The organism is Bradyrhizobium sp. 134, from assembly GCF_023074155.1.
Classification (GTDB): domain Bacteria; phylum Pseudomonadota; class Alphaproteobacteria; order Rhizobiales; family Xanthobacteraceae; genus Bradyrhizobium.
Window position 1 is genome coordinate 225,749 of the sequence record NZ_JADPKX010000006.1, and the last position, 14,565, is coordinate 240,313.

Consider the following 14,565-nt stretch of genomic DNA (forward strand, 5'->3'; position numbering starts at 1 on the left):
TCACCGGCAAAATACGGGCATGGGCAGAGATATCTCGCCACATTCGGCAGCGCGGGTTCGCCCTGGGCGGCCTCAACCGTGCCGGCCGCCTTCCAGGTAGGCGGCGCGAATCTCGGGGCGCTGCAACAACTCGGCGCCGGTCCCGGCCAGCGTGATCAGGCCATTGACCATGACATAGCCGCGATGGGCGAGCTTGAGCGCATGGTTGGCGTTTTGCTCGACGATCAGCACGGTGAGGCCGTCTTGCCGGTTCAGAGTGCGGATCGCATCGAAAATCTGGCGCGCGATCAGCGGCGCCAGACCGAGCGAGGGCTCGTCGAGCAGGAGCAGGCGAGGACGGCTCATCAGGGCGCGACCGATGGCCAGCATCTGCTGCTCGCCGCCGGACAGGGTTCCGCCACGCTGGGCGTAGCGTTCCTTCAGCCGCGGGAACAGCGTGAACACGCGTTGTAGCGTCGCCTCGCGTTCGGCGTCAGTGCACTCGGTGGCGTCCGCCCCCATCTGGAGATTTTCCGCCACGCTCATGCGCGGGAAGATGCGGCGGCCTTCCGGCGATTGCGCGATGCGCAAATGCGCGATCTCGTGGGTGGGCACTTCGGTGATGTCACGGCCTTCGTACAGGATCTGGCCGGCGCGGGCGCGCGGCTTGCCGAAGATCGTCATCATCAGCGTCGACTTGCCGGCACCGTTGGCGCCGATCAGCGCCACGATCTCGCCGGCAGTGATTTCGAGGTCGACGCCCTTCAGCGCCTCGATCTTGCCGTAGGCGGCGCGAAGGCCGCGGATCGCGAGCAAGGCAGTGGGCGACGTCACGACCCGCTCTCCATCACGGCCGCCGCCTCTTCCTCATCGGTGCCGAGATAGGCGGCGATCACCTTTGGATCGTCGCGAACCTCGCGCGGGGAGCCTTCAGAGATCTTCACGCCGTGGTCCATCACAACGATGTGGTCGGAGATCTCCATCACCACAGACATGTCGTGCTCGATCAGCAGGATCGAGGTGCCGAGCTCGTTGCGGATCGACAGCAGCAGCTCGCTCAGGGCGGCACTCTCGCGCGCGTTGAGGCCGGCTGCGGGTTCGTCCAGGCACAAGAGCGCGGGCTCGGTGCACATCGCACGTGCGATCTCGAGCCGTCGCTGGTCGCCATAGGCAAAATTACCGGCGGCATCGTCGGCGCGATCGAGCAAATTGACCCGCTTGAGCCAGTCGGTGGCGAGATCGATCGCGCGCTTCTCGGCCTCGCGGTAGACAGGCGCGCCAATGAGCCCGAGCAAGGTGAAGCCGGAGGCGCGCATCAGCGCGTTGTGCTGCGCCACCATCAGGTTTTCCAGCGCGGTCATGCCGGGAAACAGGCGGATGTTCTGGAAGGTGCGGGCGACCTTGGCCTGCTTGGCGATGCGGAAATCGTTCAGCCGCTCCAGCGCGATCACCTTGCCGTCGTCATGGCTGAGGCGGATGGCGCCGCCGCTCGGCTTGTAGAACCCGGTGATGCAGTTGAACACCGTCGTCTTACCGGCGCCGTTGGGTCCGATCAGCGCGGTGATCTTGTTCCGCTCGGCAGCAAACGACAAGTCCTGCACCGCGACGATGCCGCCGAAGCGCATGGTGAGCCGGTCGACCTCGAGAATCTGGTCGCGACTCATCCGTGTCCCTCCTTGACGAGGTCGGATGAGATCGCGTGGGCCTTGGTCAGATACACGGTCGGCGCGCGATGGCCGATCAGGCCGCGCGGCCGCCAGATCATGATCAGCACCATGGCCATGCCGAACACCAGCATGCGATAGCTCTCGAGGCTGCGGAACAGCTCGAAACCGCCGATCATGGCGAGCGCGGAGAGCGCAACCCCAAGCTGCGAGCCCATGCCGCCGAGCACGACGATGGCGAGCACCAGCGCCGATTCCTGGAAGGTGAAGGATTCCGGGCTGATGAAGCCTTGGCGGGTCGCGAAGAACGCGCCGGCAAAGCCGCCGAACATCGCACCGGTCGCGAATGCCGTGAGCTTGGTCGTCGTGGTGTTGATGCCGAGCGCGCGGCAGGCGACTTCATCCTCGCGCAAAGCTTCCCAGGCGCGGCCGATCGGCAGGCGGCGCAGCCGGATCGTCACCCAGTTGGTGAGCAGCGCGAGCGCCAGGATCAGGTAGAACAGGAAGACGATGCGGTGGGTCGGCGAATATTCGATGCCGAGCCTGGCGGCGAGCCCGTTGTCGCTGTTGTCGAGCGGGATGCCGAAGAAGGAGGGGCGGGGAATGCTGGAGACGCCGTTGGGGCCGCCGGTCAGATCCTGCCAATTGATGATGACGAGGCGGATGATCTCGCCGAAGGCGAGCGTCACGATGGCGAGGTAGTCGCCGCGCAGGCGCAGCACGGGAAAGCCGAGCAGCACGCCCCAGAATGCGGCGAGGACGCCGGCGAGCGGCAGGCAGATCCAGAATGACCAGCCGAAATTGGTCGCAAGCAGCGCGTAGGAATAGGCGCCCACCGCATAGAAGGCGACGTAGCCGAGATCGAGCAGGCCGGCGAGGCCAACCACGACGTTCAATCCCCAGCCCAGCATGACATAGGTGAGCACGAGGATTGCGAGGTCGAGGATGTACCGCTGGTCATAGAAGATCACGGGCACCAGCACCGTGAAGATCAGGAGCGCCGGTGCGAGATAGCGGCCGAGGAACGACATTCCGCTCTGCACTGCTGGCGGCACCAGCTTCTCGGCGCCGGTCGGACCGATCCATTGCTTGAGCAGCTCGAGCACGATCGAGCCGCCGAATACCGCGGCGACGAGGGAGGCGACCTCGCCGAAGCGCGTCCAATAGGTGAGCTGGCCGTCGGAACCGGCTTCGGTGCGGACGCCGACCATCAGCGAGAACAGCACCAGCGCGATCAGTGCGTTGACGCAGGCGGTCTTCAGGAGAGCGGGGATGCCCGATGCAGCTTTGGCCGTATTGCTCGAGGGAGTTTTCACGCGCGCGACCGTCAGACTTTTTCGACTTCGGGGCGGCCGAGCAGGCCGGTCGGCATGAAGATCAGCACGACGATCAGGATCGAGAACGCGGCGACGTCCTTGTACTCGACCGAGAAATAGGCCGACCAGAACGTCTCGATCAGCCCGATCGCGAGCCCCCCGAGCATGGCGCCGGGCAGCGAGCCGATGCCGCCGAGCACGGCCGCCGTGAACGCCTTGATGCCGGCGACGAAGCCCATGAAGAAATCGACCAGGCCGTAATAGAGCAGGTACATCAGGCCGGCCACCGCGGCGAGCGCAGCGCCGATCACGAAGGTCATGGAGATGGTGCGGTCGACGTTGACGCCGAGCAGCGCCGCCATGGTCTGGTCCTGCTCGCAGGCGCGCATGTCGCGCCCGAGCCGTGTGCGCGACACCAGCCAGGTGAAGATCGCCAGCAGCACGATGGTGGTGATGACCACCACGATCTGGATGTTGGAGAGCTGGATGACGAAGCCATCGGCGCTCTCGTGCAGCGTATATCCGCCGGTGATCACTGGCGGCACTGGCTTCACCCGTGCGCCTTGCGCCACCTGCGAATAATTGGTCAGCACGAACGACATGCCGATCGCCGACAGCATCGGCGCCAGGCGGAAGGAGTGGCGCAGCGGACGGTAGGCGATGCGCTCGATGGTCCAGCCATACAGGGCGGTGACCGCCATCGAGACCAGGATCACGATCAAAAGGATCACCGGGACCGCAGTCAGGCCGGTCGAGACCAGGAGAAGGAAGGTGATCAGCGCGATGAAGCCGCCGATCATGAAGACATCGCCATGGGCGAAGTTGATCATGCCGACGATGCCGTAGACCATCGTGTAGCCGATCGCAATCAGCCCGTAGATCGAGCCGAGCACGAGGCCGTTGATGAGCTGCTGGGCGAAATAATCCATAGGCTGCCGTACCCAAATCTGACGCGGCTCAAAGGGAGCTCTTCGAGAGAGAGTGCTGGTTTCTTCTCGGGCCCCGGCAGCCCTTAAGCATTCTCGTTTTGTAACAGGAGGGAACTGGCGGCTGCAACCGGCCCTGCCTCCGCATCAAGGCTTTTACAGAGATCATTTGGGCGCTCCGGTTCCCCGCAATGGCTGGAACCGGCGCCGCCGGCGCCTAATTGGATGCCTGGGGGAGGCAGTTAAGGTAAACAAAGGGTTTAAATTGCCGCCACAGTCTGATGCGAGTTAGCTCCCGGCAAAGCCTTCCATCGAAGGCGCGGGCCAAACGAAGCGGGAAGCGGCATGTTCGGAAACTGGCGGATCGGTTCGGTCAACGGCGCACTTCTGGCGGCCTATTTCATCCCGGCCTGGACCCTCGTTGCCTTCAACATCATGGTGGCGCCGGTGCACGGCCTCTATGAGCGGCCGAGCGTCGCAGTGGCGCTTTTCCTCAGCGACCATCTCCAGATGGCGGGGATGGACACGGTGCGCGCCGCCTGGCTGCTGGCACTGGGGCGACTGACGGTGGTGGCGTTCTTTGCGATCTACCTTGCGCTGCTCTGCATCCCCCGCATCCGCAAGAACAGCGGCAGCGACGAAGCGCTCGGCATTGCGCTTGCGATCGGCAGCCTGATCTCGTTTGCGAGCATGATCATGGCCTCGAAGGTCGGCGAGATGGCCGCGCTGCGGCTGCATGCCACCGAGCTCCTACTCCTCCTCGGTGCCGCCATCGTGGTGGTGATCGAACGGCCCGCGGCGGCGCCCAAGATCGTTCAGAGGACCGTGGAGGCCACCCCGCCGCTAGGTCTTGAGCAGGCCGAGCTCCTGCACAATCGCTGAGGCTTCCTTGACGGCGTGGTTCGCCGCCGGCACGCCGCAGTAAATCGCCTGCTGCAGCAGGATTTCCTTGATGTCGTCGGGCGTGAAGCCGCCCTCGGCGAGGGCCGCGCGCACATGCAGGCGGAATTCGTCCCATTGGCCGAGCGCAACCATGGTGCCGATCACCAGCACCCGCCGCGTGCGCTCGTCGAAATGCGGCCGCGTCCAGATATCGCCCCAGGCGTAGCGCGTGATCATGTCCTGGAAATCGGTGTTGAATGCATTGCGACCCGCGATCGACTTGTCGACCCAGGCATTGCCCAGCACTTTTCGGCGCACGTTCATGCCGGCATCGCGGCGTTTCTGATCGTCCATGCTGTTCTCCTCCTTCGTCATTGCCAGTCTGTCGCCGCGGAGGCATTTTCTGGATTGCTTCGCGGCGCTCGCAATGACGGTTGCGACTAACGCTGCGTCAAGAAGCCCACCACTGCGTCGGTGAACGCGTGCGGCTGCTCGACATTGGAAATATGGGCGGCGTCGATGATGGTCATGCTTGCGCCGGGAATGTTTGAGCGGATCAATTCACCCGCCGAAATCGGCGTCGCCATGTCGTGGCGGCCGGCGATCACCAGCGTCGGGCTTTTGATCTTCGGCAGCAGCGCGCGCTGGTCGAGCGTCGACAGCGCTTCGCAGCAGGCGAGATAGCCTTCGACCGGCGAGGCCAGCAGCATCGTCTTCATCCTGGCGCTGATGTCGGGTGCGCGCTCGCGGAAATCCTGGGTGAGCCAGCCGGCAATAACGGCATCGGCGACGGCGGCGATGCCGCCCTTCTTCACGGCATCGATGCGCTCGAGCCATTTGGTCGGCTCGGCATAGTAGCAGGAGGTGTTGGCGAGGATGAGCTTGCCGAAGCGCTCCGGCGCGTTCGCGCCCAGCCATTGCCCGACCATGCCGCCCATCGACAGGCCGCACCAGTGCACTTTCTCGATATTGAGGTCGTCGAGGATCGCGAGCACGTCGCGGCCGAATCGCTCCATCGTATAGGGGCCGGGCGGAACGTTGGACTTGCCGTGGCCGCGGCGGTCGTAGCGGATGACGCGGAATATCTGCGTCAGCGCCTTCATCTGCGGCTCCCACATCTGCAGCGTGCAGCCGAGCGAGTTCGACAGCATCAGCGTCGGCCCGCCGTCGCGGCCCTCGACGGAGACGTTGATCAGGCAACCGTCGGCATCGATCATGGGCATGCTGGCGTCTCCGTTTTATGTCCACTCAAGGCTGCTCTATTCGCGTTCGAGGCTGTCGAGCAGGCGGTCGATCAGGGCTTGGGAAGCGCCTTGATAGGCCATCGGCTCGAACAACGCCGCAATTTTTTCCTGCGAAAGATACGCAGTGACCTGCGAATCGGCTGCGAGCACTTCGCGCAGATGCTTCTTCTCGGCGACCGCGCGCTTGCTCGCGGCCTCGATCAGATGATGCGCATCGCTCTTGCCGATCTTGTCGGCCAGCGCAAAGGTGACCGCTTCCGCCATGATCAGCCCGTGCGTCGCATCGAGATTGCTGCGCATGCGCGCGGCATCGACATCGAGACCCTCGGCGATGTCGACGATGGCGGCAAGCGCGCCGGAGGTGACCAGCATTAATTGCGGCAGCGTCGGCCATTCCGCGTGCCAGGGACCGGCGCTGCGTTCGTGGTCCTGCACCTGTGCGGCAAAAATCGTCGCTGCGAGCTGAGGCGCCATGGTCGCGCAGCCCAGCGCACTTGCGGCCGCGACCGGGTTGCGCTTGTGCGGCATGGTCGAGGAGCCGCCGCGGCCTTCGCCGGCAGGCTCGAACGCTTCGCCGACATCGGTCTGCATCAGCAGCGAGACGTCGCGCGCGATCTTGCCGCAGCTGCCGGCGAGAATCGCAAAGCTCGATGCGGCTTCCGCGATGCGGTCGCGATGGGTGTGCCAGGGAGCTTCGGGCAGCAGCAGGTTCAGCTCCCGCGCCAGCCGTTCGGAGACCACGAGCCCCTTGTCGCCGAGTGCTGCAAGCGTGCCGGCCGCGCCGCCGAATTGCAGTGCGAGGCCCTCGCGGGAGAGCCGCCTCAAGCGGCAGCGGGCGCGGGCGAGGCTTGCGGCGTATTCGGCAGCCTTCAGGCCGAACGGCATCGGCAGCGCGTGCTGGAGCCAGGTCCGCGCCGCCATCGCCGTGTTGCGATGATTGCGCGCCAGTGCGGCAAAGCCCTTGATGGCGCGGCTGAGATCGGCGTCCAACGCATCGATGCCGGCGCGAAGCGTGAGCATGGTCGCGGTGTCGATGACGTCCTGGCTGGTCGCGCCCCAATGCACGTAGCGGGCGGCCTCTGCGTCGGCCCTGCCGACATTGGCGGTCAGCGTCTTGACCAGGGGGATCGCGAGATTGCCGGATCGCGTCGCGGCCTCGGCCAGCGCAGCCATGTCAAAGGTATCGGCCTTGCATGCGGCTTCGATCGGGCCCACCGCGGACGCGGGAATCACACCGGTGGCGGCCTCGGCTCGGGCCAGGGCTGCCTCGAAATCGAGCATGTTCTGGAGGGTCGACCGGTCGTCGCAGACCGCGCGCATGGCCACGCTCGACAGCATCGGCGCGAGCAGGGGGGAGAGGGATGTGCTCATATTGTGCGGGACCTAACCACCATGGCCCGCCTGTGCCAATCCCAAACCGGCGGCGCAAGCTTTTTGCAGCTGCGAATATGCATTGCCCGTGACCGGAGGCCACCCTTTCTTTTGCCGCCTCCGTGCGGTACTTGAGCAGTAAAGTTGCACGATCCAAGTTCGGTATCCCGGGAGGCACCCAATGGCCATGACGATGAACGGCGAAGTCCAGCTTGCGGCGCCGCGCGAGGCCGTCTGGGCCAAGCTCAACGATGCCGAGGTGCTGAAGGCCTGCATCCCCGGCTGCGAGGAGCTGGAGAAGACCGACGATGGCGGCTTTCGTGCGACGGCGAAAATGAAGGTCGGTCCGGTGTCGGCGCGCTTCAAGGGCAAGGTCACGCTGTCCGATCTCGACCCGCCGAACGGCTACAAGATCTCCGGCGAAGGCGAGGGCGGGGTGGCCGGCTTCGCCAAGGGTGGCGCCGTGGTCAAGCTTGCGGAGAAGGACGGCGGCACGCTTTTGTCCTACGAGGTCGAGGCACAGATCGGCGGCAAGTTGGCGCAGCTCGGCCAGCGCCTGATCAACGGCGCCGCCAAGAAACTGGCCGACGAATTTTTCGCGAACTTCGCCAAGGCGGTACAGGGCTGAACGCTATCGCCTTTCGGCATGGCGCCTTGCATTCCCGGTGATGTTGCCCCGGGGCATAATGGCCCATATGATGGGTTGGAATAATTATAAGAACCGCTTCGACGGGACCCGTCGGGGCGCTGATAGAGAGTGCTTATGGCAAAAATCTCCCTCATCGTGAACGGCAATCCTGTTACGGCCAATGTCGATCCCCGCACCCTGCTGGTGCAGTTCCTGCGCGAGAATCTGCGGCTCACCGGCACCCATGTCGGCTGCGACACCTCGCAGTGCGGCGCCTGCGTCGTGCATTTGGACGGCAAGGCCGTGAAGTCCTGTACCACGCTCGCCGTCATGGCCGATGGCCACGAGGTCAAGACGATCGAGGGGCTGGCCGCCGACGGCGCGCCGCTGCATCCGATGCAGGAGGCCTTCCGCGAACACCATGGCCTGCAGTGCGGCTTCTGCACGCCCGGCATGATCATGACCGCGATCGACATCGTCCATCGCAAGGGCAACGAGCTCGACGACCACACCATCCGCGAGGAGCTGGAAGGCAATCTCTGCCGGTGCACCGGCTACCAGAACATCGTCACCTCGATCTCCGCCGGCGCCAAGGCGATGGCGAAATCCGATCTCGCGTAAACCTCGCGCGCACTCTGCGATCAGGACATTCAGATGTACGACTTCAAATATCATCGCCCCGGGACCGTTCGGCAGGCCGCCAACATCCTGGTCAAGAACGAAGACGCCAAGGTGATCGCCGGCGGCCATACGCTGATTCCCGTCATGAAGCAGCGCCTCGCCAGCCCGCCGCATCTGGTCGACCTCTCCCATATCGATGGGCTCAACACGATCGAGATGAAGGGCCGCGCGCTTGTGATCGGTGCCACCGCCAGGCATGCCGAGGTCGCAAGCTCGGCCATCGTCGGCGAGGCGATCCCGGCGCTCGCGACCCTTGCCAGCCAGATCGGCGATCCCGCCGTGCGCCACAAGGGCACGATCGGCGGCTCACTCGCCAACAACGACCCGACGGCGGACTATCCGGCTGCAGTGCTCGCGCTCGGCGCCACCATCGTCACGAACAAGCGCCGCCTCAAGGCGGAAGAGTTTTTCCAGGGCCTGTTCACGACGGCGCTCGAAGCCGACGAGATCATCACCAAGGTGATGTTCCCGCTGCCGAAGAAGGCGGCCTATATCAAATTCCGCAACCAGGCCTCGCGTTACGCGCTGGTCGGCGTGTTCGTGGCGCGGCGTCCCTCCGACGTGCGGGTCGCGGTCACCGGCGCCGGCTCCGAAGGCGTATTCCGTGTCACCGCGTTCGAGGAAGCCCTGAAGAAGCGCTTCGCCGCGAAAGCGCTTGACGGCATCGAGGTGCCGGCGGACGGCCTCAACAGCGACATCCATGGCAGCGCCGAATACCGCGCGCACCTCATCGGCGTGCTGACGCGGCGTGCCCTCGACGCCGCCAACGCCAAGGAGTGAGTGATCCTCACGCCTCGGCCCAAACTTGTCCCCGGTGAGGGCGTAGCGAGACTGGCTTTTTCATGACCTCAGCGGCCAATACGTCCGGTGCCAATACTTCAGTTGTATTGCCGGCATCGGTCGATTCGATGCTCGAACTCCTGACGTCGCGCGGCTATCTCGCCGAGCGATCGCTGGCCACGGTGACCTATCTGTCGCTGCGCATGGGCCGGCCGCTGTTTCTGGAAGGCGAGGCCGGCGTCGGCAAGACCGAGATCGCAAAAGTGCTGTCGGCGGCCCTGGGGCGGAAGCTGATCCGCCTGCAGTGTTACGAAGGCCTCGACGTCTCCTCGGCGGTCTACGAGTGGAATAGCGCCGCGCAGATGATCGCGATCCGGATGGCCGAGGCCGCCGGAGATACCGATCGCGATCAATTGTCGTCCGACATTTTCGCCGATCGCTACATGATCAAGCGACCGCTGCTCCAGGCGCTCGAGCCTGACGTCGCCGGGCCGCCGGTGCTGCTGATCGACGAGCTCGACCGCGCCGACGAGGCGTTCGAGGCCTATCTGCTCGAAATCCTCAGCGACTTCCAGGTGACGATCCCCGAATTCGGCACCGTGAAGGCGCCGAGCCCGCCGATCGTCATCATCACCTCCAACCGCACCCGCGAGATCCACGACGCGCTGAAGCGGCGTTGTCTCTATCACTGGGTCGATTATCCCGACGCCGATCGCGAGCTCGCGATTGTCAAGTCGCGCGTGCCCGGCATCTCCGCAAAATTGTCGCAGCAGGTTGTGCGCTTCGTCCAGGCACTGCGCAATCAGGATTTCTACAAGTCGCCGGGCGTCGCCGAGACCATCGATTGGGCCACCGCGCTGTCGGAGCTCGACGCCCGCTCGCTGACCCCGCAAGTGGTCGGCGACACGCTGGGCGCGCTGCTCAAATACCAGGACGACATCACGCGGATGCAGGGCGACACCTTGCAGAAGGTACTGAAGGACGCGACGAGCGACTAGCTTGTCATTCCGGGGCGCGCGAAGCGCGAACCCGAAATCCATTGGGCCGCAGAGTGAGTAGATTGAATGGATTCCCGGCTCGCGCCCATGAGGGCGCGCCCCGGAATGACGGCTGAGAGTGATGAACCATGGCCATCAACCACCTTGCGCCTGAGCAGACCGAGCAGTTCGCCGACAATATCGTGGGCTTCGCCCGCGCGCTGCGGTCGGCCGGCATGCCGGTCGGGCCGGGTGCGGTCATCGATGCCATGAGCGCGCTCCAGGTGATCGACATCGGCAACCGCGCCGACGTCTTCACCACGTTGGAGGCGATCTTCGTCAAGCGCCACGAGCATGCGCTGATCTTCAAACAGGCTTTCAACCTGTTCTTCCGCGCGTCGGAAGAGTGGAAGCACATGCTGGATTCGGTGCCGTTGCCGGAGCAGGCCAAGAAGAAGCCGCAGGCCGGCTCGCGCCGTGTGCAGGAGGCGATGTCGCAGCCGCGCATGACGGAGACGCCGCAGCACCAGGAGCAGGATTTGCGTCTGTCGGTCTCGGACAAGGAAATCCTTCAGAAAAAGGATTTTGCGCAGATGAGCGCGGCCGAGATCACCGAAGCGCTCCGCGCCGTCGAGCGGATGCGGTTGCCGCAGGCCGAGCTTCTGACGCGCCGGCACCGGCCCGATCCCCGGGGCCTGCGCCTCGATCTCCGCCGAACGCTGCGCGCCTCGTTACGCACGGGCGGCGACATCATCGACATCCATCGCCTCGGGCGGATCGAGAAACCGGCGCCGATCGTCGCGCTGCTCGACATCTCGGGTTCGATGAGCGAGTACACCCGCCTGTTCCTGCATTTCCTGCATGCCATAGGGGACGCGCGAAAACGTGTCTCGGTCTTCCTGTTCGGCACCCGCCTCACCAACGTGACCCGGGCGCTGCGCCAGCGCGATCCCGACGAGGCGCTGGCGAGCTGCTCGGCCTCGGTGGAGGACTGGGCCGGCGGCACGCGGATCTCGGCCTCCCTGCACAATTTCAACAAATTGTGGGCGCGGCGCGTGCTGAGCCAGGGCGCCATCGTGCTGCTGATCTCCGACGGGCTGGAGCGGGAGGCCGATTCCAAGCTCGCCTTCGAGATGGACCGGCTGCACCGTTCCTGCCGGCGGCTGATCTGGCTCAACCCGCTGCTGCGGTTTGGCGGCTTCGAGGCCAAGGCCCAGGGCATCAAAATGATGCTGCCGCACGTTGACGAATTCCGTCCGGTACATAATTTGAGCTCGATCCAGGAGCTGATCACCACGCTCTCCCGGCCGCTGCCGCCGCATCACCGCAGCTTGATCCGCTCCGCAGCCTGAGAGGTAGCCATGCTCGATCGCGACGAGGATATTCTGAAGGCGGCGGAGGACTGGCAGAAGGCCGGCCGTGGCGTCGCGCTCGCCACCGTGGTGGAGACCTGGGGCTCGGCACCGCGCCCGGCGGGCTCGAGCCTCGTCATCAACGACGAGGGCACGTTCTTGGGGTCCGTCTCCGGCGGTTGCGTTGAGGGCGCCGTGGTCACCGAGGCCATGGATGTGATCCAGAGCGGCAAGCCCAGGATGCTGGAGTTTGGCGTTGCCGACGAGACTGCCTGGAATGTCGGGCTGTCCTGCGGCGGCACCATCCGCGTCTTCGTCGAGAAGGTCGGCTAGCTGTGAAGCTCGCAATCCTGCACGAACTCAATGCCGAGCGCGCCGCGCGCCGCCCGGTGATCCTGGTGACGGACACCGAGAGTGGTGAGCAGCGCCTGGTGAAGGCCGAGGACTTCAGTAAGGATCCTTTGCGCGCCGAGCTGGACAAGCAGCTCCGCATGGGCAAGAGCGCCAGTGTGGAGGCCGGCGGCAAGAAGCTCTTCCTCAACGTCTATGCGCCGACCGCAAAGCTCGTCATCGTCGGCGCCGTCCATATCAGTCAGGCGCTGGCGCCGCTGGCGCGCTCGCTCGGCTACGACGTCACCGTGGTCGATCCGCGCACGGCCTTTGCGAGCCCCGAGCGCTTCCCAGACGTTCCCTTGGTCGCGGAATGGCCCGACACGGCGCTGCCGCCACTCAACGTCGATGCCTACACCGCTTTCGTCGCGGTGACGCACGATCCAAAGATCGACGATCCCGCGCTGCTGCACGCTTTCGAGCGCAACTGCTTCTATATCGGCGCGCTCGGCTCGCGGAAGACGCATGCCAAACGCGGCGACCGGCTGCGGGCGCAGGGCGCCAAGGACAACGACATCGCGCGCATCCATGCGCCCATCGGGCTTGCGATCGGCGCGGTCTCGCCGTCCGAGATCGCGGTGTCGATCATGGCCGAGATCACGGCGGTGCTTCGCCTGCCGCCCAAAGAAAAAGAAGAAGCCGCATGAAGTTCGGCCCGGCGAGTCCCAGGGATGCGATCGGCGGGGTGACCGTCCACACCCTGCGCCAGGGACCGCTGGTGCTGAAGAAGGGCACGACGATCGGCCCTGCCGAGGTCGAGGCGCTGGAGCGCGCCGGCATCAAGGACATTGTGGTGGTGCGGATGGAGGCGGGCGATGTCTCCGAGGATATCGCTGCCGCCAGCATCGCGCTTGCCGTCGGTGGCGATGGCATTCATGTCGAGCGTGCCTTTACCGGTCGCGCCAATCTGTTCGCCGCGCGCCCGGGCGTGCTGGTGATCGATCGCGCCGCAGTGGACCGCATCAACAATATCGACGAGGCCATTACCTTTGCCACGCTCTCCGCCTTCAAGCCGGTGGTCGAGGGCGAGATGGTCGGCACCGTCAAGATCATCCCGTTCGGCGTCGAAGGAAACTTGCGCGATGCCGCGGTGAAGGCCGCGGGTCGCGACGTTCTGAAGATCGCGCCTTACGTCATCAAGCGTGTCGGCGTGGTCTCGACGCTGTTGCCCGGCCTGTCCTCCAAGGTGATCGACAAGACGTTGCGCGTCACCGCCGAGCGGCTTGCGCCAGCCGGCGCTGGCATCATCGCCGAGCGGCGGGTCCCCCATGAGGAGCAGGCGCTGTCGGCTGCGATCAACGAACTGCTGGGACTTGGCGCCGAGCTCGTGATCGTGTTCGGGGCATCCGCGATCGCCGATCGCCGCGACGTGATCCCTGCGGCCGTGACCGGAATCGGCGGCGAGATCGAGCATTTCGGCATGCCGGTCGATCCCGGCAATCTTTTGCTGATTGCCCGGGCCGGCGCCGTTCCTGTGCTGGGTGCGCCCGGCTGCGCGCGCTCGCCGGTCGAGAACGGCTTTGACTGGGTGCTGATGCGGCTGCTGGCCGGCATCAAGGTGACGCGGTCCGAGCTGATGGGCATGGGCGTCGGCGGCCTCCTGATGGAGATCGTCACGCGTCCGCAGCCGCGCGCAAAACCGGAGATCGAGGGCAACAACCAGGTCGCGGTTATCGTGCTCGCGGCGGGCCGTTCGACCCGGATGGGTGGGCCGAACAAGCTACTGGCCGAGCTCGACGGCAAGAAGCTGGTGCGGATTGCGACCGAGCAGGTGCTGGCCTCGAAAGCATCGGAGGTCATCGTCGTCACCGGCCATCAGACCGAGCTGATCGAGCAAGCCTTGCAAGGCCTGAAGGTGCGTTTCGTCAAAAATCCGGATTTTGCCGGCGGCATCGCAAGCTCGGTCAAGGCCGGCATCGCGGCCGTTCCAGAAGCTTGCGACGGCGCTGTGGTCTGCCTCGGCGACATGCCGCTGATCAATGCCGGCCTGATCGACCGTCTCATCGACGCGTTCGCACCGGACCGCGGCAATCTCATCGTCGTGCCCGTCAGCGAAGGCCGGCGCGGCAACCCTGTGCTGTGGTCGCGCCGCTTCTTCACGGAGTTGATGACGCTCGACGGCGATGTCGGCGCGCGCCATCTGATCGCCAAGCACACCGAGGCGGTCGCCGAAGTGCCGGTCGACGGCGAGAGCGCCTTCCTCGATATCGACACGCCGCAGGCGTTGGAAGCGGCACGGCGGGGTTGACGCTGCGCTGAGTGGGCAAAGGCGCGTAGCGCCATGCCCAACATTTCCCCTTACTGCGATCCGAAATTGGTGGGGACGCCTCAATTTCAACGCCCCGTTCACCATCTGGAAACGACCGGCGCTTACA

Annotated in this window: 16 protein-coding genes; 9 read left to right on the forward strand and 7 right to left on the reverse strand. The window is 65.1% G+C overall.

The features are described 5' to 3' along the window. Positions 1-72 precede the first annotated feature (72 nt). Genes IVA75_RS01860 through IVA75_RS01875 form a run of 4 tightly spaced genes read right to left on the reverse strand, consistent with a single transcriptional unit; the run spans position 73 to position 3,888 of the window. Positions 73-813: an ABC transporter ATP-binding protein gene (locus IVA75_RS01860; RefSeq protein WP_027518807.1), complete on the reverse strand. Its 741-nt coding sequence runs from the start codon at positions 811-813 to the stop codon at positions 73-75. Then, positions 810-1,643 carry an ATP-binding cassette domain-containing protein gene (locus IVA75_RS01865; RefSeq protein ID WP_247287232.1) on the reverse strand — a complete coding sequence of 278 codons (834 nt, stop codon included), beginning with the start codon at positions 1,641-1,643 and terminating at the stop codon, positions 810-812. The genes IVA75_RS01860 and IVA75_RS01865 overlap by 4 nt, the downstream gene beginning before the upstream one ends. Continuing rightward, the gene (gene livM / locus IVA75_RS01870) at positions 1,640-2,959 is read right to left on the reverse strand and encodes a high-affinity branched-chain amino acid ABC transporter permease LivM (protein WP_247287230.1); all 1,320 of its coding nucleotides are present in this window, start codon (positions 2,957-2,959) and stop codon (positions 1,640-1,642) included. Before livM ends, IVA75_RS01865 begins: the two co-directional genes overlap by 4 nt. Before the next feature lie 11 nt (positions 2,960-2,970). Continuing rightward, entirely contained in the window at positions 2,971-3,888 is a 918-nt protein-coding gene (locus IVA75_RS01875) for a branched-chain amino acid ABC transporter permease (RefSeq protein WP_007602412.1), read from the reverse strand. A gap of 342 nt (positions 3,889-4,230) precedes the next feature. On the opposite strand from IVA75_RS01875, the gene IVA75_RS01880 reads away from it, so the two are divergent. Further along, on the forward strand, positions 4,231-4,767 hold the full coding sequence (locus IVA75_RS01880; protein WP_247287229.1) for a hypothetical protein: 537 nt from the start codon (positions 4,231-4,233) through the stop codon (positions 4,765-4,767). On the opposite strand, the gene IVA75_RS01885 is transcribed toward IVA75_RS01880, so the two are convergent. The 3 genes from IVA75_RS01885 to IVA75_RS01895 form a co-directional block, all read right to left on the reverse strand. Continuing rightward, positions 4,729-5,121 (reverse strand): carboxymuconolactone decarboxylase family protein, encoded by a 393-nt coding sequence (locus IVA75_RS01885; RefSeq protein WP_247287228.1) that lies wholly within the window; start codon positions 5,119-5,121, stop codon positions 4,729-4,731. The genes IVA75_RS01880 and IVA75_RS01885 overlap by 39 nt on opposite strands. Before the next feature lie 86 nt (positions 5,122-5,207). Next, positions 5,208-5,990 carry a 3-oxoadipate enol-lactonase gene (gene pcaD, locus IVA75_RS01890; protein ID WP_027567708.1) on the reverse strand — a complete coding sequence of 261 codons (783 nt, stop codon included), beginning with the start codon at positions 5,988-5,990 and terminating at the stop codon, positions 5,208-5,210. Between the two features lie 36 nt (positions 5,991-6,026). Continuing rightward, positions 6,027-7,382, reverse strand: a complete 1,356-nt coding sequence (locus tag IVA75_RS01895) for a 3-carboxy-cis,cis-muconate cycloisomerase (RefSeq protein ID WP_247287227.1) — start codon at positions 7,380-7,382, stop codon at positions 6,027-6,029. A gap of 181 nt (positions 7,383-7,563) precedes the next feature. Here IVA75_RS01895 and IVA75_RS01900 point away from each other — a divergent pair, with 181 nt between their 5' ends. The 8 genes from IVA75_RS01900 to IVA75_RS01935 all read left to right on the forward strand — a co-directional run bounded on the left by IVA75_RS01900 (position 7,564) and on the right by IVA75_RS01935 (position 14,438). Further along, positions 7,564-8,010 (forward strand): carbon monoxide dehydrogenase subunit G, encoded by a 447-nt coding sequence (locus tag IVA75_RS01900; protein WP_018455582.1) that lies wholly within the window; start codon positions 7,564-7,566, stop codon positions 8,008-8,010. 135 nt (positions 8,011-8,145) lie between these two features. After that, positions 8,146-8,631 carry a (2Fe-2S)-binding protein gene (locus IVA75_RS01905; RefSeq protein ID WP_007602418.1) on the forward strand — a complete coding sequence of 162 codons (486 nt, stop codon included), beginning with the start codon at positions 8,146-8,148 and terminating at the stop codon, positions 8,629-8,631. A 33-nt stretch (positions 8,632-8,664) separates the two neighbouring features. Continuing rightward, positions 8,665-9,471 carry a xanthine dehydrogenase family protein subunit M gene (locus tag IVA75_RS01910; RefSeq protein WP_247287226.1) on the forward strand — a complete coding sequence of 269 codons (807 nt, stop codon included), beginning with the start codon at positions 8,665-8,667 and terminating at the stop codon, positions 9,469-9,471. Between the two features lie 62 nt (positions 9,472-9,533). After that, positions 9,534-10,469, forward strand: a complete 936-nt coding sequence (locus tag IVA75_RS01915; RefSeq protein ID WP_247287225.1) for a MoxR family ATPase — start codon at positions 9,534-9,536, stop codon at positions 10,467-10,469. 128 nt (positions 10,470-10,597) lie between these two features. Then, positions 10,598-11,800: a VWA domain-containing protein gene (locus IVA75_RS01920; RefSeq protein WP_247287222.1), complete on the forward strand. Its 1,203-nt coding sequence runs from the start codon at positions 10,598-10,600 to the stop codon at positions 11,798-11,800. Between the two features lie 9 nt (positions 11,801-11,809). After that, on the forward strand, positions 11,810-12,133 hold the full coding sequence (locus tag IVA75_RS01925; RefSeq protein WP_007602422.1) for an XdhC family protein: 324 nt from the start codon (positions 11,810-11,812) through the stop codon (positions 12,131-12,133). A gap of 2 nt (positions 12,134-12,135) precedes the next feature. Beyond that, positions 12,136-12,837: an XdhC family protein gene (locus IVA75_RS01930; RefSeq protein ID WP_247287220.1), complete on the forward strand. Its 702-nt coding sequence runs from the start codon at positions 12,136-12,138 to the stop codon at positions 12,835-12,837. Beyond that, entirely contained in the window at positions 12,834-14,438 is a 1,605-nt protein-coding gene (locus IVA75_RS01935; RefSeq protein WP_247287219.1) for a molybdopterin-binding/glycosyltransferase family 2 protein, read from the forward strand. The genes IVA75_RS01930 and IVA75_RS01935 overlap by 4 nt, the downstream gene beginning before the upstream one ends. The last annotated feature ends 127 nt before the right edge of the window (positions 14,439-14,565 follow it).

Coding starts and splice junctions, on each gene's coding strand:
- IVA75_RS01885 (WP_247287228.1), bottom strand. CDS start 5,121: ATGGACGATCAGAAACGCCGCGATGCCGGCATGAACGTGCGCCGAAAA.
- IVA75_RS01915 (WP_247287225.1), top strand. CDS start 9,534: ATGACCTCAGCGGCCAATACGTCCGGTGCCAATACTTCAGTTGTATTG.
- IVA75_RS01880 (WP_247287229.1), top strand. CDS start 4,231: ATGTTCGGAAACTGGCGGATCGGTTCGGTCAACGGCGCACTTCTGGCG.
- IVA75_RS01900 (WP_018455582.1), top strand. CDS start 7,564: ATGGCCATGACGATGAACGGCGAAGTCCAGCTTGCGGCGCCGCGCGAG.
- IVA75_RS01875 (WP_007602412.1), bottom strand. CDS start 3,888: ATGGATTATTTCGCCCAGCAGCTCATCAACGGCCTCGTGCTCGGCTCG.
- IVA75_RS01925 (WP_007602422.1), top strand. CDS start 11,810: ATGCTCGATCGCGACGAGGATATTCTGAAGGCGGCGGAGGACTGGCAG.
- pcaD (WP_027567708.1), bottom strand. CDS start 5,990: ATGCCCATGATCGATGCCGACGGTTGCCTGATCAACGTCTCCGTCGAG.
- IVA75_RS01920 (WP_247287222.1), top strand. CDS start 10,598: ATGGCCATCAACCACCTTGCGCCTGAGCAGACCGAGCAGTTCGCCGAC.
- IVA75_RS01910 (WP_247287226.1), top strand. CDS start 8,665: ATGTACGACTTCAAATATCATCGCCCCGGGACCGTTCGGCAGGCCGCC.
- IVA75_RS01935 (WP_247287219.1), top strand. CDS start 12,834: ATGAAGTTCGGCCCGGCGAGTCCCAGGGATGCGATCGGCGGGGTGACC.
- IVA75_RS01865 (WP_247287232.1), bottom strand. CDS start 1,643: ATGAGTCGCGACCAGATTCTCGAGGTCGACCGGCTCACCATGCGCTTC.
- IVA75_RS01905 (WP_007602418.1), top strand. CDS start 8,146: ATGGCAAAAATCTCCCTCATCGTGAACGGCAATCCTGTTACGGCCAAT.
- IVA75_RS01895 (WP_247287227.1), bottom strand. CDS start 7,382: ATGAGCACATCCCTCTCCCCCCTGCTCGCGCCGATGCTGTCGAGCGTG.